Raw genomic sequence first — 18,697 nt, 5'->3', positions numbered from 1 at the left:
TCTATTCACTTGCTCTCAATTAACTAGCTCTTAATTAAGAACTCTATTAACTAAGCGATCAAGTCACTAAGCGATCAGGTAACTAAGCGATCAAGTAACCATACACTTGAGTAATTGGCACTCTAGGTCTTCATCTATTTGGTGCCCGATCACTTCAATTCTGGTTTCGGCACACTCATCGAGCTCTGATTCCGTCAAACCATCTTCTGTTAAGTTGTAGCCGAAGATACCACTTGGGGTAATGAATACCGCTTTCATTCGCTCTGCTTTTAATCCAACTAAAAAGTGTCTCAAACGCTGGTGGTCAAACAATTTCTCTGCTGAGAATCGCCAACCAACGCTTTCAAAACCTTCACCTTGGTTGGTCGCTTTGATCATGCCGCTTTCTGGCATCGGTAATTCTGAAGCGAGCGGCTTTTCTTGTTTGTGGGCGTGGTGTTGATGATGGTGGTGCGCTTGTTGACTGAAGAAACTAGTGTCTCCTTCGAACTCTTCAAAAGGGATCTTTCCATGGCGAGCGAAGACCAATTTGGTATTCGGGTGACAAATCTCGGTGACGTAATCAGCCAGTGCTTCGGCGTCGCCATCTTGATATAAGTCGACCTTGTTACCAACCACCGTATCGGCAATAGAGATTTGCTGATTGAAGGTATCGTGATTTGAGTAGCGAAAATCAGAGAGCTTACGCGCATCGACTAAGGTGACGTTCTTCTGTAGTGACAGGACGTTACGGTAGTGCTCAGAAGACAAAACTTGCAGCACTTCTTTAGGGTGCCCAAGCCCTGTTGGTTCGATTAACAAGCGATCGGGTTTGGCTTCGGTAAGCAGTTGATTGAGTGCGATTTGCATCGGTAAACCTGCCGCACAACACATGCAACCACCGGGTACTTCACGAATGAACACTTGTTGTGTGGTCTGGTTACTTTGAATCAAGCTGCCATCAACGCCGATTTCTCCAAACTCATTCACTAACACAGCCCAGCGTTCATTTACTGGCTTGTTCTTCATTAAGTTGAGAATCGCAGAGGTTTTTCCTACTCCCAGGAACCCGGTAATAATGTTGGTAGGAATGCCTAACATTGGTGACTTATCAGAGCTCATTGGCAATTCTCCTATAGCCTTGAACTAGGGTGTGGTTGGCTGAAACTACAGACTCTGAAAATGCAGAGTATTCAGGCGGTACTTTGGAGATGCTATTTAAATCAAACCCTGAGCCTATACTGGTCATTGGTGGCACATGGAAGCTTTCCGGTAAATCGAGCCCATCTACCACACAGTTGTGGCGAATCACGCAACCTTTACCAATCACAGCATTAAATACCACCGAGTTGAAGCCAATAAAGACATCGTCACAGACTTCACAAGGACCATGAATGATGGAGCGGTGAGCGATAGAAGAGCGTTCTCCGATGGTAACCGCTGCTCCTGCTTTAGAGTGAATAACCACACCATCTTGAATATTGGTGTCGCGCTTAATCACAATCGCTTCCATGTCACCTTGTTCGTTAACCTCGTCGGCACGAATGACGGCGTAGGGGCCGATAAACACGTTATCTTCAATGATGACTTTACCGCAGATGATAGCGGTCGGGTCAATGAAGGCGGTTTCCGATACGTTCGGCATATGGCCGCTAGGGTTTCTTCTTAACATATTGAGCTCTTTTATTTTTTTAGTCCGCTGGGCCTACCACCATTGATGGAGCGGAATATTTATGTATCGACGCATTCATCGCATACGCAGCTAATCTCTAACTGCGGGCTTGTTACAGTAAAGCCTTCTTGTTTTGCGTGAGATTGAAGATCGCGAATGATGGAAGGGGCGATGGTTTGCTCGCTGATTTTTTCGCACTTAGAGCAAATCAAAAACTGCGGAATGCCGTGCTCATGCTCGCAAAGGATATGGTCGCAAAGTATGTACTTATTAGAGACTTGCAGTTTGTGCGCTAAGTGCTGCTCTTCAAGAAACTCCAACACTCGATAAACCGACATCGCTTGAACGTGTTGATCAAAGTGTTCCTTACAATATTCAACGAGTTCATACGCAGACAGCGCTCTGTCGGCATGAACCAGTGCACGCAGTATCAACAGTCTTTTAGCGGTAAACTGTTTTCCGTTAGTTTTACAGCCTTGTTTTACGTGCTCGATGATCGCTTCGATGTCTCTCATTCAATCCACAAAATTAGTGATAATATAGAGATGTTATAACATAACAATTGATTGTGGAAAACAAACTAGTTACGGAAAAAAACTTTTTGCTTTGTCGTTGTTTAGGGGTACTACTCAGGGTGTTCGATATATTCTGGCTTAGGTACGCGGTGGGGAGGTTCACCAAGCAGTAATAGGGAAGAGATTACTGCGGGATAATAAGCGTGTTGAGCTGTTCCTAAACCAAGTTTACTGGCTTTTTGAGTGTTGGGTGGAAAATACCCTTGGCACCCATATCGACAATGGCATAGTCGTTTAACCCTTCGGTCATTCGACTGCGTGATTGGCTGAGTTTTACGGTCTTTAACATTAATTTTTCAAGTTTAAGGTTGTAGTCTTTAAATTCTTCTTCGGTCAGCCTAAATTTGGTCGTAATAAAGTACGCTTGTTTGTTGTCAGCACTAATATATTGCACCGCTTGTTTCAGTGCATCGATGACTTGATTCTTGAACGTCGCGCTAAATCGAGCGTGTTCAGAGAAAGCCGTATTTGAAGGCACAATGACATGGAACTTTAAGTCGAATAACATCGCAATCAGTTTTAGCTGTTCAAGCTTTCTTAGGTAGATATGCAGTGAAGGTTTGTTTAAGTCAAAACGAGCCATTAACTGTTGAGCATTTGTCCCTTCATTAACGATCTCTTGAAAAATAGTAAACAACGCAGGCTCTTCACAAAAGGCCGCATCTTGTTCATCAGTAAATAGTGAGGTTGAGGCCAATGATTCTTCTGCCTCAGAGAGAATTGCGGATAGAGGGCGTTGAATTAATTCGCATATCTTTTGTAACTTTAGAATGGAAAGCGATTGGTGGCCATTAAGAAGCCGTTTGATACTCACTTCAGACATTTCAGTGAACTCTGAAACCTCTTTATAAGAGATGCCTGTCTTTTTTAAATGCCGTTTTATAGCGCTACAAATTTCTCGGTTGAGCGTATCCATCACTTTATCCTGTTACTTATTTATATCCTCAGGGTATCACATAGTGTCGCTTTTGTTATTTTTTTTGAATAGGAAGGGGCTATTAACGATACTAATTTAGATGGTTAATACTACTTTGAGAGATTACGATGGATTTGGGATTAGATAATATCAATGTTGTTGTTACAGGGGGCTCGAGCGGAATTGGGGCGAAAATAGTGGAAGGGTTTGCCAACGAAGGAGCGAACATTTGGTTTTGTGGTCGTTCTCAACATCGAATCGACAGGTTGTATGAGCTGCTCGGAAACACGGCGGAGCGAGTTGTTGGCAAGGTCGTTGACGCCCATGATCCGGCTCAAATGAAAGCTTGGATTGCGTCTATTCCTCGCATAGATGTTTTTGTTCCTAACGTGAGTGCACTTTCTGATGAGTGGGAAGATGTACTGCAAAAGGACATTAGTGCAACGCAGCATGCCATTACGTTGGTTTTACCCAAATTGCTTGAATCGGATTACGCAGCAATAACCTATATTGGATCGAAAGCGAGCGGATATACCGCTTGTCACGCGAATGCTTATGGGGCAGGGAAGGCCGCACTAGCCCATTACATGAAATCTCTGGCTTTGACCTACGTCCGTAAGGTACGGGTTAATACCGTTTCACCTGGAGATACTTATATTGCTGACGGCCTTTGGGGTAAGTGTAAGCGTGAAGAGCCTGAGACCTTCCAGAAAGTCCTCGAAAGAAACCCAATGGGTTGATTAGCAAACCCTGATGAAGTTGCCAACGTGGTGACCTTTATTTCTAGTCCTGCTGCGAGTTTTGTTTCTGGGGCAAACTGGTACGTAGATGGAGCATCGACCAGCCATGTTCAATACTAGCTGTATCGGCTAGGTTGTTTATGCAGAGGTGAGCTTTATTATGTTAACTTCTAAACAAGTAACTCCGTGGGAAGCGTAACTCAGTAAGGTTTTATCCAGGCTAATTCGAATTAAATGCTGAAATGATACAAATCTCATATTTAATAACGCTTATTTAATAACCTCTGTTGAGTTCGATATCAAATCAAGTGGCTGATTTTATTGGGTATCGGAGAAAAGTCTCAAAAATTATCATTTAGGTCTCTAAAGTATTAAATTCTATTTTTAGTCAATTAATAGGAGTGTTGTTCTATTTGATGGTGGTTAGGTAGATGTTTTTTAGCCATATATGTGACTTTACAAGCGACTTATCTTTCTGATTTGAAAGAATAATTAAATAGTTGAGATAAAAAAGTTGGCGAAAATCAGAAGCTTGGCATACACTTTCCTTGTAAACGACCTTATCTCATTGATTGAATAGGGTAAATGCTTTGGCGCTACTGGCGATGGTAGCAATGTATAACATAGCTTTGAGGAAAGTTTTATGGCACTCACTAAAGCCGATTTGGCTGAGAACCTGTTTGAAACACTCGGATACAGCAAGCGGGATGCCAAGGAAACGGTTGAAGTGTTTTTCGAAGAAGTTCGTAAGGCACTTGAAAATGGCGAACAGGTAAAACTGTCTGGTTTTGGTAACTTTGATCTTCGTGAGAAAAACGAGCGACCTGGTCGTAATCCGAAAACTGGTGAAGACATTCCAATTTCTGCTCGACGTGTTGTTACTTTTAGACCGGGACAAAAACTAAAGGCCCGAGTCGAGAATATTAAAATCGAGAAGTAGCCAAGCAATAGACCACGCCTAGCGTGGTCTTTTTGTATCTATCCCAAGGAAAACACCCATTCAATTTCTAACGGCCTTAAGCTTCCAAATTCCAAATTCCAAATTCCAAACCCAATCCTAGATTCACCATTCACCATCATTATGCCCATCTCTTAAGATTCGTTGATTTCACGGTTGGTTCTCTCAATCCCACTGCTTACGACTGATGTATTTCTGCTTCTGTCATAACTTAATTTGCACCATATACTTTTAAAGTTCACCCAATTGTCTAGTTTGCTTCTTATGCTTGTACTAGGAGCTCAATGTAAACAGATTCAAAAAAACACTAGACCGATCGGTTTGTTTTGTTTATTGTGTCAGCAGTACAGAATGAAAGGGTGACTGAAAATCAGCGCATTTCTGCACAGAGCCTTTCAAACAGGCAGTTCAAAGAGAGAATCGCATCTATGACACTAGCATTGGAAAGTTATCTATTCATTGGGTTTTCAATGGCGCTATTGAGTCTTTGGAAAACGTATTCAGGGCCTGCTCTGGCAGCGCTCATGTCATATTCATACCCTGAAATGCTATTATTTAATCTACTTCCCGCATTGCTGGCAGCTTACGTTGGGTGGAAGGTCGCGCCAGTTTATTCGAGCATTTTTAATCGGCACAAAACCGTTGCTTTTAAGCCCAAGCTGAGACGCTTTATGAAGCGATGGAATAAATACGGTCAACTCACGATGGCTGTTTTAGCCCCTGTTCTGGTGGGAATTCCAAGCTACACCTTTGTTTCGAAGCGGCTGAATCAAGATTGGAGAAAGACGTTCGCCATGCTGACGTTGTCGATCTTAGGTTGGAGTGGTTTGGCTTATGGCTGTTTCTTGTTACTCGATGTTGAGCAGTACATTTCCATCGAAAGCATCATACCTAACGCAAAGCTTGAAGAAATTAAATAGTACACAGTAAGTGTTAATCGACTAAATGGTGAGACCAATATGAACAAATCAATAATTATTGCTGGTGCTAGTGGCCTAGTCGGTAAAGAAACGCTTGCTGCACTGCTTAAAAGTGATGAGGTAAATCGCGTTTATGCATTGTCTCGACATCGATTGGCTGTTGAAGGTTCTAAGTTGACTCAAGTGATTGACGAAGCGCTATCAGTCTCTCCAGACATCACAATGGATCAACCGCCTGAGATTGGCATCATTGCTTTGGGTAGCACGATTAAGAAAGCTGGCACGAAAGAAAAACTGCGCGAAATTGATGTCAATTTAGTCACAGCGACCGCTGAGAAAATGCAGCAGCTTGGCGTAGGTCACATCATTGTTGTGTCATGCCTTGGAGCGGATATTAACGCTCGTTCCCATTACCTTCGTTGCAAAGGTGAAATGGAAGCAAAGGTCGAATCTCTGGGTTTCGAACAAACGACTTTTTTACATCCCGGGCCTTTAGCGGGCGACCGTGATGAGAAAAGAACGGATGAAAAATTTCTGCAAGGTTTATTGAAAATTGTTAAGCCGCTAATGATCGGCAATCTAAGTAAATATGTCCCGATTGAGTCGTCTGTTATTGCTCAAAGCATTTTGACGATATCGATGATGCCTCATTCCAATCAGGTTGAAAGATTGAACTCGGTTGCGATGAATCAGCTCATTTCTTAGCGTGAATCTGCGTTCACTCTACTGATACTGATACTGATACTGATACTGATACTGATACTGATACTGTATAGGTATAGGTATAGGTATAGGTATAGGCATAGCTTTGTTGGGCATGTGGTTAAAAATTAAGAGGTTATCAATGAAAAATCGTTCTTTAATGATGTTGCTGGCGTTACCTTTGATGGGGTGTGAGTCAACAGTCGATCCCATTGCTTATGTCTCTGACCTACAAGCCGTCGATCAGAATGCTTTGACCGTCGAAGCTAATGCGCAAGGGCAAAGTTTGGATCATGTGCTGACTATCGACCATTCTCGTTTAGCGGAACAAGCAGGAGAGTATTTGGCTCCAAGTCGTGTGGATTTCTACACCAATGACGCTCTTAATACCGCATTATTAAAACTCAACCCGGAAGTAGGACTCGATCTGCCTTTTCGAGTTTTAAACTACATGGAAGGCGGGATTCAAAAAACGGTCTACACAGACGCAGAGTTTATTCGAAAAAGACATGGGATCACAGATGATGCCACGCTTACACAATACCAATTGCAGATTGAACAGCTTGTTCGTGGGCTAGATAACGCTTCTGCGGTTAATAGTGACACCTTAGAGCAAGGGTATGGCATTGAAGCGCTTGAATCTGATTATGACTTTGAGACGACGTTAAAGAACATTAAGCGAGATGTTCTTGAACAAGATGACACGGTTTGGTTTATGAATTGGGACTACAAAGCTCGGGCCGAATCGATTGGAGAATCGCTTCCTAAAGCAACTTTGTTGGTGTTTGGAGGGCCAGCGCCTGGCGCGACCGCAATGACTGATTTTCCTAGTATTGGTTTAGATGCTTTTGGTCAAAAGGTTCTTGTTATCGAGCAAGAGGGCAAGGCGATTGTGCTCTATAACGACATTGTCGATATGTCGGAACTGCATTACGGCGATAACGCAATATCTCAAAAGATCATTAACTTTCGATTAAGCAAAACCCTTGGCGGAGCAGTATCGAAGTAGGGGTTGCTTTTACTAGAAGCGCTATTTGTTTGCTAAGCGGTTCCAGTAAGTCTGTATATCTATATCTATATCTATAGTTTACCAATTACCATCGCATGAGCTCTGTTTACGCCCGTCAAGCAGAGCTCTTTTGTTCTAGTGACTCTCCACAGTCGATCAATACCTACCACTTCAGCTCAGTCATACAACTTTGTTCCCAGCACCTTATCTTGTCTCCATACATCGACGCCCGTCTTCATTTATTACCCGTACATTTAAAATGGACAGCTAGGCAGTATGTATTCAACGCGCCTTATTTGTTTTTGAAATCCGTTCAGTGAAACTGAACAGAGGTTAAATCTAATTGAATTTAAATTACTCGAGTAATTTGCTGTAATGCGCTCAATAAACAGCAAGTTAATCTATTTCGTTGATCTAAATCTAAGGAGAAGCTTTGCGTAAGTCCGCTTTAGCTTTGATGTTACTCTTTCTATCGACTGTCGCTTCGGCAGCGGAGTACCAGCAACTCGCCAATATGTGCATTGCTTGTCATGGCAGTAACAACGACACCTCATTTCCCTCTATCCCCAACCTTAAATGGCAAAACCAAGTCTACCTTACTGAGCAACTGACTGACTTTAAAAGTGGTAAGCGTGAGGACAAAACGATGTCTAAAGTCGCGCAACTATTGTCAGAAGAAGACATCAAGAAGTTAGCCAATTACTTTTACCAACTGAATAACACAGGGTCACCGCAATGAGTTTAGATAGAAGACAGTTCCTTAAAGCCGCGCTTTCAGCAACCGCAGTATCTGCATTGCCGGTGTCGTGGGTATTTGCCGCGAATCGACCTGAAGGTTTAGCTGCACTGGACATCAATGCATTAACGTGGGCAAACGCAGAAGATCTACCGGATTACTACACCGTTTTAAATACCAACCCTTTGAATGCGTATCCGCCAGAAAGTATGCTTGCGCCTGCTGTGACTCCTGCAGATGTTCCCTTTGTTCGTTGGAATGGCTTGATGCCAGATTTTTCGGAGATGGACCCAGATGCTTGGACCTTCGAAGTGAAAGGTGAATCGGTAAAACAGAGCAAAACCTACACGATAGCTGAGCTCAAATCTAAGTTTAAGCATCACACGCAAAGCCTTGTGTTGGAGTGTGGTGGTAACAGCCGTAACAATTTTTATCCGAGTACTAAAGGCAATCAATGGAGCAATGCTGGCGTCTATTGTTCACAGTGGACAGGTGTGTTGTTGAGTGATGTGCTTAAAGACTGTGGCATTAAAGATGATGCGGTTTACGTTGGTAACCATGGCTTTGATAAGCACTTGAGTGGTAAAGGTGAGGCGATTTCACGTGGTGTTCCTATTGCAGCGGCGATGAACGATAACGCCCTGATTGCATGGGAAATGAATGGCGAGCCAATTCCTTATCTCCATGGTTATCCGCTACGAACGGTATTTGGCGGCCGACCGGCTTCAGTTTCTCAGAAATGCACGACCGGTATCAGTATTCGAAATAAGATCCATGATGGACACAAGATGGCAGCTCCTGCCTATCAAGTTCCTAAGAACCCAATCGCACCGGGTGAGAAAGTGGATAACAAAGATTTCCGAATCATTGAAGAGATGATCGTTAAATCGTTAATTACTTCGCCAAAGAGTGGCACTGAGTTTACGTTAGGTAAGAAGGTCAAAGTCAGTGGTCATACTTGGGCTGGCTTGAGAACAGTTGAGAAGCTGCAAGTGAGTTACGATTACGGTACTACTTGGCATGATGCGAAGCTGAACAAGCCAGTAAATAAGGGCGCGTGGCAACAGTGGGAAGCTGATTTAGACCTTCCTACGATTGGTTATTACGAGATCTGGGCAAAGGCAACCGACAGTGAAGGCGATAGCCAGCCAGTCGTACAACCGCAATGGAACCCTAAAGGTTATCTGTTCAATGGTTGTCACCGTATTGCTGTAAGAGTGTCGTGATGCTGTCTATTTCCAATAAGCCTAATTATGGCCGTTCGAAACAAGTCAATTTGATTGATGGCCTCTCATTTCATGCAGACTCAACTCCTGTCAGCAAGCTCGGTTACCGTAAAGGCATAATGAGAGCGGCATTGGCGTGCAGCTTGTTGACGTCGATGCTTGTTCATGCTAATGAAGTTCCGGAGAATCCGAAAGAGTATTACGGCGTAGACAAAACGTCGGGTCTGATTATGGCACCCGGTTGGGAGACAGTGAAAGGGCAATGTAACGCCTGCCATACCAGCTTAATCGTTGCTCAGAATAGCGGTAACCGAGAGCAATGGCGTGAAACCATTCAATGGATGGTCGACACTCAAGGGCTGTGGGATCTGTCGGATACTTGGGATCCAGTATTGGATTACCTCAGTACCTACTATCAAGACAAAGGCATCGATATGAACAAGTATCGTCGTAAGCCTATTGATAGCGCCTTGATGCCACCTATGCCGGGAGAGAGCCAATGATTATCAATCGATTAAAGCGAACCTCTCTTGTAAATGGAATTGTTGCGAATGGAGCTGTTGTTAATAGAGCTGTTTTTAATAGAGCTGTTGCCAATAGAGTTGTTGCTAATAGAGCTATTGCGATAGCCGCTGCAGCAGTAGTTTTGTCGTTATCGGCGTGTACTGATGAACAGCCGAGCACTGAAGATAAAGTTGCCTCGCGAGTCGAATCATTAGGGATAGAGTCGGAACCAGCACCGAAGCTTAAAGCGGAAGCTAAAATCGAGGTTGAAAAGCTTGTCGATAGCAAGGTAATCACCAAAGATTACATACCTAGCTTAGTGTCAGGTGAAAAGTTGGTACAGAACTTATGTAGTCAGTGCCATGGTGACAAGATCATTCCCTTCGTACAATCTTATCCAAACATCAAAGGTCAGAAAGCTGGGTATATTCTTAAGCAGCTTCGTGATTTTAAAAGTGATGAACGCCAAGATTTGTACATGCAGTCGGTGGTGAAACACCTTTCGGATGAAGACTTACAAGACGCGGCGGCGTTTTATAGCACGTTGAAGCCATTGGATTTATACAATCGCACTAAAGAGTATTATCACCAATAGGTGAGGCTTTCTGGGACGTTGGTTAAGTTGATCTTTACGAGGCTCGATAGGTGAAATAGTTGATAAAGATAGGTAAAACAGTAAATAAAACAAAGGGCTGAGATTATGCAGCCCTTTGTCGTTCTTGTTTGTGATAAGCGTTTATGCCAGTGGTTAAGCCGCTTTGATGTGCGTGGTAATGTAAGGTTGCCATGCTTGTTGGTAAAGCTCTAAAGATTGGCGTCTTAGGCTATTAATTTGTGCCGCTTCAATGTCATTGATAGGGCGTTGTTCTGCAATTGCGTGACGCTCAATGCCTTGGATGATTTCGTAAAGCTCGTGCTCAGGGCCACTTTTCACATCAGCAATCGCTTTTAAGTGAAGTTGAACTTCTGCAATGATGTTGGTCTTTGGCAAACGAACCAACAAGTTAAGGTCACGGTAGCCAGAGTCAGCTGGTGATTTAAACTTGTTTTTCAGCTTAACAACGTCTGCTTCACGGCTTAGCGCTTCGTAAACTTCAACCAAGCTCTCGACATCATTCGCGATGATAGTTGCACGGGCTAAGTCGGTAATTTTTGTCACATCACCATCAAGCTCAAGGGCGATTTTTTCTTCTGCACGAGCTTGAGATTTAACGCCAGCAAATAGCGCTTCAGAATTGGTGAGTAGGGCAGTACTTTTACAGATAGTTTCTAGTTCAGCTTGGCCTTGATGCGCTTTGCTGTACAGAATATCGAAGTCGGTGTAAGGCTGAGTCGGGCGTGAGTCGAAGGCTTTGATGCCGTAAAGGCCGCTCAAACTATGACGGAATACGTTTGATGAAACTTGGTTTTGCGCAGGAGTGCGCGTTTGATCAGTCGAACTTGTTGAAACAGGTGCTGCTGCGAATGCAGGCGCTCGGCTCAATACCAATAGCATTAGGGCCGTCGTACGGAGAAATACACTCATTCAAACTCCAAAATACAAGGTTACAAAAACGGGTAGTCAAAAGGGGTAACCAGTAACGCATAAGAGTAAAAACAGCTTAACTAAACTCACTACATATTAAATGGGGCTAGCTAAGACAGAAACCAACTCTAACGTTTAATATTGCTTTAAAATGTGAAGATATAGACAAATAATCCAACCGTTAGTTCCGCAATTATTAGAACTTTGAACTTAGCCAGTTTCTGATTTTATCGAAACCAATGTGGTACTTTAAACCAAGCTAAGGTTGCTCTTACCTCTCTATACTGTACCCTTGCATTATGACTGTTTAACATGAACGAAAGATGAATAATCCTGAATTTTGGCACAATAAATGGGCAGCCAACCAAATTGGTTTCCACCTTGAAGATGTAAACCCACTTCTGATTAAATTTTGGGAAAAGACAGAGCCTAGCTACGAGAAGAGCGTGTTTGTTCCACTTTGTGGTAAGAGTGAAGATTTGATTTGGTTGGCGACAAAGCATAGTGATGTGCAAGGTGTCGAACTCAGCCAGATTGCGGTTCGCGCATTTTTTGCAGAGCACCTTTACACCCCGACTGTGACTCAAATCAGTGGTCAGCACGAGCTGTATCAATTCGATGAACTGAACATCTACACGGGCGACTACTTCTCAGCGCCAATCCAGCCTGTCGATACCATTTATGATCGCGCGTCTTTAGTCGCATTGCCTGAAGAGATGCGAGTGCAGTATGTAGAGCGTTTGAAACAACTGCTGAAACCGGGTGGTAAGATCCTTCTGGTGACTCTAGATTACGACCAAAACGAGATGGCAGGGCCTCCGTTTAGCGTACCTAAACTAGAGATTGCTCAGTTGTTCGCGGGATACAAAATCACATTGTTGAATCAAGATATTGCAGACGATGAACATCCTAAGATTGCCAAAAAAGGTTTGTCTCGATTTAGTGAAGAAGTGTACTTGATTGAGTCAGACGCTTAAGCGCAGTGAGCTCTCTAGCGAAAAGACCGGTTCAATAAAAAAGATAACGCCAACAAAAAGACGGGCTCGATAGCCCGTCTTTTTGTTGTTCAGGTTTGAAATCGTGATTGTTCAGAATTGAATAGCAGGTTAGTAAATTACTTTTACTTTAGAAGCACTCTCAATTGCATCTTCAACCGCAGTCTCAGTGCTGTTGCGACGAGTAAGCGCCACACCTAGACGACGGCGACCATCGATATCAGGTTTACCAAACAAGCGAACTTGCGTCTGTGGTGCGTCTAGCGCCTCTGTAAGACCTTCAAAACGAATGTTGGTTGAAGTGCCTTGACCAAGAATAACCGCTGATGCACATGGGCCGTATTGCGTGATGGATTTGATAGGCATACCGGTAAAGGCGCGTACGTGCAGTGCGAATTCAGATGAGTCTTGAGACATCAATGTCACTAAGCCAGTATCGTGTGGGCGAGGGGATACTTCATTGAAGATAACGTGATCGCCTTTAACAAACAGCTCGACACCAAAGATACCGTGACCACCTAGTGCGTTAACCACTTGTTCAGCCGTGTATTGCGCGGCTTTAAGTGCATTGTCTGACATCACTTGTGGCTGCCATGATTCACGGTAATCTCCGTCTTCTTGGCGGTGACCGATAGGCGCACAGAAGTGAACACCGTCGACTGCGCGAACGGTTAGAAGGGTGATCTCGTAATCAAAGTCGATGAAGCCTTCAACGATCACACGACCTGCGCCAGTACGACCGCCTTCTTGTGCGTAGTCCCAAGACTTCTGAATGTCTTCTTCTGTTTTGATAACGCTTTGACCTTTACCTGAAGAGCTCATTACCGGCTTAACAACGCAAGGCATACCGACAAATTCAACAGCGGCAGCGAAGTCTTCAAAGGTGTCTGCGAAGCGGTAAGGAGAAGTGCTCAGTTTTAGTTCTTCTGCGGCTAGACGACGGATACCTTCGCGGTTCATCGTTAGCTTGGTCGCATTTGCAGTGGGAACGACATTCAAGCCTTGTGCTTCTAGCTCTACCAACTTGCTGGTGGCAATAGCTTCAATTTCAGGAACCACATAATCTGGCTTTTCTAGTTCAATGACTGCTTGAAGTGCATCGCCGTCTAACATGTCTAATACATGGCTACGATGCGCAACTTGCATTGCTGGTGCATCTGCATAACGATCACAAGCAATAACTTCCAAACCTAAACGTTGGCACTCGATAGCAACTTCTTTGCCGAGTTCACCTGAACCTAATAGAAGTACACGAGTAGCATTTTCACGAGTAGCAGTACCAAACATAGAAATTCCTTCCGATCTTTTGAGCGATTGATTGAAAACGGGGTGATCATACTTATTTCAATGATAAAAGCAAACGTTTGCGCAAGTTATTGCGTTAATTACAGGCATAAAAAAAGCAGCCCCGTTAAATAGGGCTGCTTATTTAAAATTTTGTTAATTAGATGTACTTAGATTGCTAAGTAAGTCACTGGAATGTCGGGATTAATCGCTTCTAATGTAGATTGCGTATCCGCTAGGTGACTGATGCTACCTTCGGCAATTTCAACCAACGCTGCACTTTCAATCTGTTCAAAATCGAAGCCAGCGAGTTTAAGTTGAATCAACGCCACTTGTAGAGGAGGTAAGCTCGGGTTGAACGCTGCGTTTTCAGCGTAAGCACCGGTGAAAATCTCACCCGACGTCAATTGCAGTGAAACACCACTTAGGTTTTTGGTGTAAGGAGCATGGCTGCGGTTTAGTGCTGCTAGCGCTTCTACAACAATAGGCGTTGTTTCTTCAGTCGTGTGTTTATGATCAAGCTTAGTCATTAGGCCAGTCGTCACACCTAAATCAGCAGGGCCGAATGAGTCTGGTAGGTACTCTTGCAGAGACATTTCATCACGTTGTGGAAGCTGAACTTTAAGTTCTTTTGCTGTGGTCAGTTCGTTCATGAATTGACGACAGTGACCACAAGGGCTGAAATTGATTGTGATATCAGAGATACCTTGTTCGCCTTTCATCCAAGCGTGGCTGATTGCAGATTGCTCAGCGTGTACTGTTTGGCCAAGTTGAGCACCAGCGATTTCAAGGTTTGCACCAAAATACAGAGTGCCAGATAAACCACGCACGATTGCACCAACATAAAAGTCAGATAACGGAGCGTAAGAATAGGCTGCGGCAAAAGGAAGTAGCGCAATACGTAGCTCGTCATCCGCTAAACCACTTGCTTGCAGTAGGCTAGCAAATTGTTCTGGAGACAATGTCGCGTCAAAGTTGTCTGCTAATACGATGTCACTCAAAAGTGCTTTGATTGCTGTTGGAGCACTTTCCAGCGCCAGGGTAATACGACTGTTCATGTTGAATCCTTAATTGACCTTAGGCTTTAATTCTATGCAATGCTCAGGAATTTTCTGTGACTTTGATCACTACTGCGTTGTTGTTGTTACATTGGTTTGCATAATTAGAGTGAGGTCACAGATGAAATCGATTGCAAGAGTAAAAACTACCATTGATATCCCACTTATTGGCCTAAACAGGGCGCGATTTGACTGCTATTGCCGAGTAATTGCGAGAAAAAAGCCCAAGCTATCACTGAAATAATCAGGTTATGCTTGGGCTTATTGATATCTGTAACGCTTAAAATTCGTGAACCAGTGAGTTTAGCTATTTACCAACTCATCTATTAGAGCGCGTATAAACTGTAATCAAAGTGGTTAAGAATAGAACCAAACCACGAGCGAAAATATACTCGGTGCAATGATTGAGGTGATAACCCCACAAAGAACCAATGCCAACGAACTGAATGCAGCATCTTCCTGATTCTTTTCAGCACAGGTCGCAGTACCTAAAGCGTGAGACACGGTACCCATGGTTAAACCACGCGCGATAGGGCTCTTAATACCAATGAGATTATAGATTGGATAAGCAAAAATTGCCCCAAATAGACCAACAATCAATACCAGTATTGCCGCAATTGCTGCTTCACCACCTAAATGGCTCGATACTTCCATCGCAATTGGTGTGGTGACTGACTTACCTAATAAACTCGCAATCAAAGTTAAGTCCGCTTTAAAAGCCACTGCGATTAATGCTGTCGTTGTCATCGACATCACACTGCCTAGCGTGCAAGCAAAGGTGATGATGCGCCAGTTGGCTCTGATTTGAGGTAGCTGTTCATAAAGCGGGTAAGCAAGGGCAACAACCGCAGGCTGCAGCATGTAGGTAATCCAGGTGTTGTCTGCATAGTAAGTCTCAAACGGTACTTTGAAGAACGTGAGTATCGGAATGATGATACCAATGCTGATAAGCAGGGGATTACACAGCGGTGAGTTTACTTTTTGACTTACCCAGCGAGCAAACAGGAATACCACGATGGTGAGTAGAATCCACATGATCAGTTACCTCTCGATAGCAAGCGGTCTAAGAACCATGATAAGGACACCAACACCAGCAACGTGCCACCAACAGCGCTCGCCATAATTGGCAATGCGTTCGCGATGAGCATGTCGAAGTGATCCATCAACCCAACACTGATCGGAACAAACAGTAAGATCATTAGGCGGATAATCAAGCTTGCGCCGGGTTGTACCCAGTGCGAAGGAACAATACCAATCACCATGGCGGCAAACAGAATCAACATGCCAAAAATACTACCAGGGATTGAGGTATCCAAAAAGTGCTGTAACGCGTTACCTGCTGTAAGTGCACCTATGATTAAGGTGAAGGAGATTAAGCAGTAAACCAGTTGGATCAATCTTTCTTTCAAAGTGTTACGTCTCTTGATAATGGAATTAGCTAGCTAACTTTTCTACGTATTGATAAACCGCCTTCAAGATAGCCATTTTCTTCTCGTCGCTTTCATGTTCATGCGCGAGGTTTTCAAGGTTTAGCATGTACTCTTCTAAACGGCTTTCATAAAACTCACGACAATGGTTCGCCCATTTCAATTGCTCAGCTTCGTCGAGCGTCCATGGGAAATGACGAGCACGGTAACGGAACAGTAACGGTTTAATACGTTCATCACCGAAGGTGATATCTAAAGCTGCCAAGTTATTTGGGTCAGTTTCGCGAATGATGTTCATCGCTGTTTTATCAGCAGGTGAGAAGAAACCGTCATAAAGGTGTGTATCAACATCATCACTCTTTTCGTACTCTCGCTCTTGTGAGTACAGGCCGATCAGTTTTTCGCGGATCTCTGGGTGTTCGCGCAGCAGTGCCAAGTTCTTCAAGCATTGTTGGCGATCAATACCGATGGTTTCGGCATTTTCAGCCGTCAGCGTTTTGGCTGGAGCAAGAATAGGGCACTTGTTCAGTTGAACCAATTTGATGGGTACGGGTAGCTCGTCTTCACCCAGTTCACTGCGTTTGGTGTAGAGTCTGTCTCTGAGTTCATCAGCGTCCAGTTCTAACAGTGGGCTTGGATCTTTGGCTAAATCAACCACGATAACGGCATTTTGATTGGTTGGGTGCCAAGCCATAGGCACAATCCAACTTGTGTAGTTGCAGTCACGGCCAAACATGCCCGAAACGTGCATCAATGGTGTCATGTTTACAATATCAACCAGGTCATTCAGCTTACGCTTATGACGCATGTTGTAGAGGTAATCAAACATCTTAGGTTGTGCGGCCTTTAACTTCTTAGCCAGTTCGATGGTCGCAATAACATCTGCCATCGCATCGTGCGCGTTCTCATGTTCAATACCGTTTGCCACCGATAGATGTTCCAGTTTGAAACTTGGGTAACCTTCTTCATTTGGTGGCCAGTTGATACCATCAGGGCGCAGTGCGTGAACAGCGCGCATTACATCGAGTAGATCCCAACGTGAGTTACCGTTCTGCCAGCTCCACGCATACGGGTCGATGAAGTTTCGGTAACAAGTGTAACGTGTTACCTCATCATCGAATCGAATACTGTTGTAGCCAAGGCTTGTGGTGTTTGGTTTCGCTAACTCAGCATGGATCTTAGCGATAAACTCTGGTTCAGGAAGACCTTGTGAAGCCGCTTTCTGTGGTGTGATACGGGTGATCAACGCAGCTTCAGGCGCAGGGAGGTAATCAGCAGGAGGTTGGCAATAGATAACCAGAGGCTCTCCAATAACATTGAAATCTTGGTCGGTACGAACACCCGCAAACTGACTCGGACGGTCTTTTGCTGGGCTAACGCCCCACGTTTCGTAATCAAAAAAGAAGTAGGTCGGCTGATTATCTGAACTCATTGAATTTCCTGAACAGCAAGCGCGGAACGTTTACTGTGGCTGAAGGTTAGTTTTGTTCAGTATCTGATAGTATGCGGTACGCGTGCAACCCAGATCACAAATAAATTGCCGGAAAACGGTGCTTTACTATTCAATCGAGTCGGTGGGGAAGGTTTTGAATCCAATTGTGGCTTTTCTATGGTCACAATTCTGCCTGTGTACCTCTTTTTTACCTATCTTTTCACCTTAGCTGTTGTAAGGCGATGAGTCGGGTTTCAGGTTTACCGCGAATGAGTTTGTTTGTCTTGTACTCTAAAGCTGTGTGATTAGAAACATCTCGTTGTTTTTTGACTGGTGGCTAATCGGCTGTACCTGTAGCTAATCTGCTGTGCTTGTGTCTAAACCGCAGCGCAGATGTTTAATCCGTAGCACAGATGTTTAAACTGCTTCACTTGCCTGTCTAGACTCTGTCCAATCAAGGTGTTTTTCGTAATACAATCCCCTTAGATTTAATTGTTTTTTTGGTGTTTTTGATTGTCGGGGTTAATTTAACTGGAGCGTTATGTCTGTCTCATTTTTAATGCTTTTTATAATCCTTGTTTGAATTGGATATAAAGAAAACTCTAATATTTCATTTTTATTACAATTTATTTTAATTGTCAGTGTGTTTCACTTCTGAGACTGTATTGCAACACGGTGATCTATATAGTAATTAACCTGAATATAATAAGGGTTTATTCTTGTCCTTTATTCTTGTTATTTATTTTAGGGTTACTCTAATTAAGGTCTTTTTATAAAAATAATTACGTACAAAAATAAAGGAATTAAGTGTAAAACCAGTTTTATATATAATTGGTGAAAATGATTCAATACCATTATTATTGTTAGTGTTATTTATATCAATTTGCGTGATCTTATTCTCACTGCGCCTAATTTCTTTATAAATAAGTGTCAATATATATATTTTCTAAATAGGATTGTTGTTACTTAATTGTTAACTTTGATTGACTGTTAGGTAACCCTAATAATAAAGCCGATTTTAGGCTTTGTTGCGTAATTC

The 18,697-nt window shown here is 43.4% G+C and carries 19 protein-coding genes and 1 pseudogene; 10 read left to right on the top strand and 10 right to left on the bottom strand.

Annotation, left to right across the window (positions count from 1 at the left end):
* Positions 1-90: 90 nt before the first annotated feature.
* The 4 genes from AACT19_RS12975 to AACT19_RS12960 form a co-directional block, all read right to left on the bottom strand.
* Entirely contained in the window at positions 91-1,101 is a 1,011-nt protein-coding gene (locus tag AACT19_RS12975) for a CobW family GTP-binding protein (RefSeq protein WP_076646580.1), read from the bottom strand.
* Positions 1,091-1,651: a carbonate dehydratase gene (locus AACT19_RS12970; protein ID WP_076646578.1), complete on the bottom strand. Its 561-nt coding sequence runs from the start codon at positions 1,649-1,651 to the stop codon at positions 1,091-1,093. The genes AACT19_RS12975 and AACT19_RS12970 overlap by 11 nt, the downstream gene beginning before the upstream one ends.
* Positions 1,652-1,710: 59 nt before the next feature.
* Positions 1,711-2,166 carry a Fur family transcriptional regulator gene (locus AACT19_RS12965; RefSeq protein ID WP_076646576.1) on the bottom strand — a complete coding sequence of 152 codons (456 nt, stop codon included), beginning with the start codon at positions 2,164-2,166 and terminating at the stop codon, positions 1,711-1,713.
* 217 nt (positions 2,167-2,383) lie between these two features.
* Positions 2,384-3,142 (bottom strand): helix-turn-helix domain-containing protein, encoded by a 759-nt coding sequence (locus tag AACT19_RS12960; protein ID WP_076646574.1) that lies wholly within the window; start codon positions 3,140-3,142, stop codon positions 2,384-2,386.
* Between the two features lie 128 nt (positions 3,143-3,270).
* Between AACT19_RS12960 and AACT19_RS12955 the strand changes: the two are divergent.
* The 9 genes and pseudogenes from AACT19_RS12955 to AACT19_RS12915 all read left to right on the top strand — a co-directional run bounded on the left by AACT19_RS12955 (position 3,271) and on the right by AACT19_RS12915 (position 10,532).
* Positions 3,271-4,002 (top strand): annotated as a pseudogene (locus AACT19_RS12955) (SDR family NAD(P)-dependent oxidoreductase).
* Between the two features lie 523 nt (positions 4,003-4,525).
* Positions 4,526-4,822, top strand: a complete 297-nt coding sequence (gene ihfA, locus AACT19_RS12950; protein ID WP_004734853.1) for an integration host factor subunit alpha — start codon at positions 4,526-4,528, stop codon at positions 4,820-4,822.
* 446 nt (positions 4,823-5,268) lie between these two features.
* The gene (locus AACT19_RS12945) at positions 5,269-5,760 is read left to right on the top strand and encodes a hypothetical protein (protein ID WP_076646572.1); all 492 of its coding nucleotides are present in this window, start codon (positions 5,269-5,271) and stop codon (positions 5,758-5,760) included.
* Between the two features lie 39 nt (positions 5,761-5,799).
* Entirely contained in the window at positions 5,800-6,465 is a 666-nt protein-coding gene (locus AACT19_RS12940; RefSeq protein WP_076646570.1) for an NAD(P)H-binding protein, read from the top strand.
* 139 nt (positions 6,466-6,604) lie between these two features.
* Positions 6,605-7,471 carry a DUF302 domain-containing protein gene (locus tag AACT19_RS12935; RefSeq protein WP_076646568.1) on the top strand — a complete coding sequence of 289 codons (867 nt, stop codon included), beginning with the start codon at positions 6,605-6,607 and terminating at the stop codon, positions 7,469-7,471.
* Between the two features lie 433 nt (positions 7,472-7,904).
* Positions 7,905-8,210 carry a c-type cytochrome gene (locus AACT19_RS12930; protein ID WP_004734857.1) on the top strand — a complete coding sequence of 102 codons (306 nt, stop codon included), beginning with the start codon at positions 7,905-7,907 and terminating at the stop codon, positions 8,208-8,210.
* Positions 8,207-9,433, top strand: a complete 1,227-nt coding sequence (locus AACT19_RS12925) for a molybdopterin-dependent oxidoreductase (RefSeq protein WP_076646566.1) — start codon at positions 8,207-8,209, stop codon at positions 9,431-9,433. The genes AACT19_RS12930 and AACT19_RS12925 overlap by 4 nt, the downstream gene beginning before the upstream one ends.
* Positions 9,433-9,936 (top strand): cytochrome C, encoded by a 504-nt coding sequence (locus tag AACT19_RS12920; protein ID WP_076646564.1) that lies wholly within the window; start codon positions 9,433-9,435, stop codon positions 9,934-9,936. Before AACT19_RS12925 ends, AACT19_RS12920 begins: the two co-directional genes overlap by 1 nt.
* Positions 9,933-10,532: a c-type cytochrome gene (locus AACT19_RS12915; RefSeq protein ID WP_076646562.1), complete on the top strand. Its 600-nt coding sequence runs from the start codon at positions 9,933-9,935 to the stop codon at positions 10,530-10,532. Before AACT19_RS12920 ends, AACT19_RS12915 begins: the two co-directional genes overlap by 4 nt.
* A 153-nt stretch (positions 10,533-10,685) precedes the next feature.
* On the opposite strand, the gene AACT19_RS12910 is transcribed toward AACT19_RS12915, so the two are convergent.
* A complete protein-coding gene (locus AACT19_RS12910) occupies positions 10,686-11,462 on the bottom strand; it encodes a RelA/SpoT domain-containing protein (RefSeq protein WP_017077978.1) in 777 nt (258 codons plus the stop codon).
* Positions 11,463-11,785: 323 nt separating this feature from the next.
* Here AACT19_RS12910 and AACT19_RS12905 point away from each other — a divergent pair, with 323 nt between their 5' ends.
* Complete coding sequence (locus tag AACT19_RS12905) at positions 11,786-12,439, top strand: thiopurine S-methyltransferase (protein WP_076646560.1); 654 nt, start codon at positions 11,786-11,788, stop codon at positions 12,437-12,439.
* 129 nt (positions 12,440-12,568) lie between these two features.
* On the opposite strand, the gene purT is transcribed toward AACT19_RS12905, so the two are convergent.
* The 5 genes from purT to sbcB form a co-directional block, all read right to left on the bottom strand.
* Complete coding sequence (purT, locus tag AACT19_RS12900; RefSeq protein WP_076646558.1) at positions 12,569-13,744, bottom strand: formate-dependent phosphoribosylglycinamide formyltransferase; 1,176 nt, start codon at positions 13,742-13,744, stop codon at positions 12,569-12,571.
* Between the two features lie 167 nt (positions 13,745-13,911).
* Positions 13,912-14,799 (bottom strand): cytidine deaminase, encoded by an 888-nt coding sequence (gene cdd, locus AACT19_RS12895; protein WP_004734864.1) that lies wholly within the window; start codon positions 14,797-14,799, stop codon positions 13,912-13,914.
* 357 nt (positions 14,800-15,156) lie between these two features.
* Positions 15,157-15,834, bottom strand: a complete 678-nt coding sequence (locus AACT19_RS12890; protein ID WP_004734865.1) for an LrgB family protein — start codon at positions 15,832-15,834, stop codon at positions 15,157-15,159.
* A 2-nt stretch (positions 15,835-15,836) separates the two neighbouring features.
* Positions 15,837-16,208, bottom strand: coding sequence for a CidA/LrgA family protein (locus tag AACT19_RS12885; RefSeq protein WP_004734867.1), 372 nt, complete (start codon positions 16,206-16,208; stop codon positions 15,837-15,839).
* A gap of 25 nt (positions 16,209-16,233) precedes the next feature.
* The gene (gene sbcB, locus AACT19_RS12880; protein ID WP_017077981.1) at positions 16,234-17,658 is read right to left on the bottom strand and encodes an exodeoxyribonuclease I; all 1,425 of its coding nucleotides are present in this window, start codon (positions 17,656-17,658) and stop codon (positions 16,234-16,236) included.
* Between the last annotated feature and the right edge of the window lie 1,039 nt (positions 17,659-18,697).

Source organism: Vibrio sp. 10N.222.47.A9, assembly GCF_963872585.1.
GTDB classification, from domain to species: domain Bacteria; phylum Pseudomonadota; class Gammaproteobacteria; order Enterobacterales; family Vibrionaceae; genus Vibrio; species Vibrio splendidus.
The sequence above is the reverse complement of the archived record's forward strand: the minus strand, read 5'-3'. Positions and strand labels throughout refer to the sequence as shown.

Bases quoted from the DNA above. Each gene is read 5' to 3' on its own strand.
- AACT19_RS12975 (WP_076646580.1), bottom strand. From the start codon at position 1,101: ATGAGCTCTGATAAGTCACCAATGTTAGGCATTCCTACCAACATTATT.
- AACT19_RS12940 (WP_076646570.1), top strand. From the start codon at position 5,800: ATGAACAAATCAATAATTATTGCTGGTGCTAGTGGCCTAGTCGGTAAA.
- AACT19_RS12945 (WP_076646572.1), top strand. From the start codon at position 5,269: ATGACACTAGCATTGGAAAGTTATCTATTCATTGGGTTTTCAATGGCG.
- AACT19_RS12965 (WP_076646576.1), bottom strand. From the start codon at position 2,166: ATGAGAGACATCGAAGCGATCATCGAGCACGTAAAACAAGGCTGTAAA.
- AACT19_RS12910 (WP_017077978.1), bottom strand. From the start codon at position 11,462: ATGAGTGTATTTCTCCGTACGACGGCCCTAATGCTATTGGTATTGAGC.
- AACT19_RS12915 (WP_076646562.1), top strand. From the start codon at position 9,933: ATGATTATCAATCGATTAAAGCGAACCTCTCTTGTAAATGGAATTGTT.
- purT (WP_076646558.1), bottom strand. From the start codon at position 13,744: ATGTTTGGTACTGCTACTCGTGAAAATGCTACTCGTGTACTTCTATTA.
- cdd (WP_004734864.1), bottom strand. From the start codon at position 14,799: ATGAACAGTCGTATTACCCTGGCGCTGGAAAGTGCTCCAACAGCAATC.
- sbcB (WP_017077981.1), bottom strand. From the start codon at position 17,658: ATGAGTTCAGATAATCAGCCGACCTACTTCTTTTTTGATTACGAAACG.
- ihfA (WP_004734853.1), top strand. From the start codon at position 4,526: ATGGCACTCACTAAAGCCGATTTGGCTGAGAACCTGTTTGAAACACTC.
- AACT19_RS12920 (WP_076646564.1), top strand. From the start codon at position 9,433: ATGCTGTCTATTTCCAATAAGCCTAATTATGGCCGTTCGAAACAAGTC.
- AACT19_RS12890 (WP_004734865.1), bottom strand. From the start codon at position 15,834: ATGTGGATTCTACTCACCATCGTGGTATTCCTGTTTGCTCGCTGGGTA.
- AACT19_RS12925 (WP_076646566.1), top strand. From the start codon at position 8,207: ATGAGTTTAGATAGAAGACAGTTCCTTAAAGCCGCGCTTTCAGCAACC.
- AACT19_RS12905 (WP_076646560.1), top strand. From the start codon at position 11,786: ATGAATAATCCTGAATTTTGGCACAATAAATGGGCAGCCAACCAAATT.
- AACT19_RS12970 (WP_076646578.1), bottom strand. From the start codon at position 1,651: ATGTTAAGAAGAAACCCTAGCGGCCATATGCCGAACGTATCGGAAACC.
- AACT19_RS12935 (WP_076646568.1), top strand. From the start codon at position 6,605: ATGAAAAATCGTTCTTTAATGATGTTGCTGGCGTTACCTTTGATGGGG.
- AACT19_RS12960 (WP_076646574.1), bottom strand. From the start codon at position 3,142: ATGGATACGCTCAACCGAGAAATTTGTAGCGCTATAAAACGGCATTTA.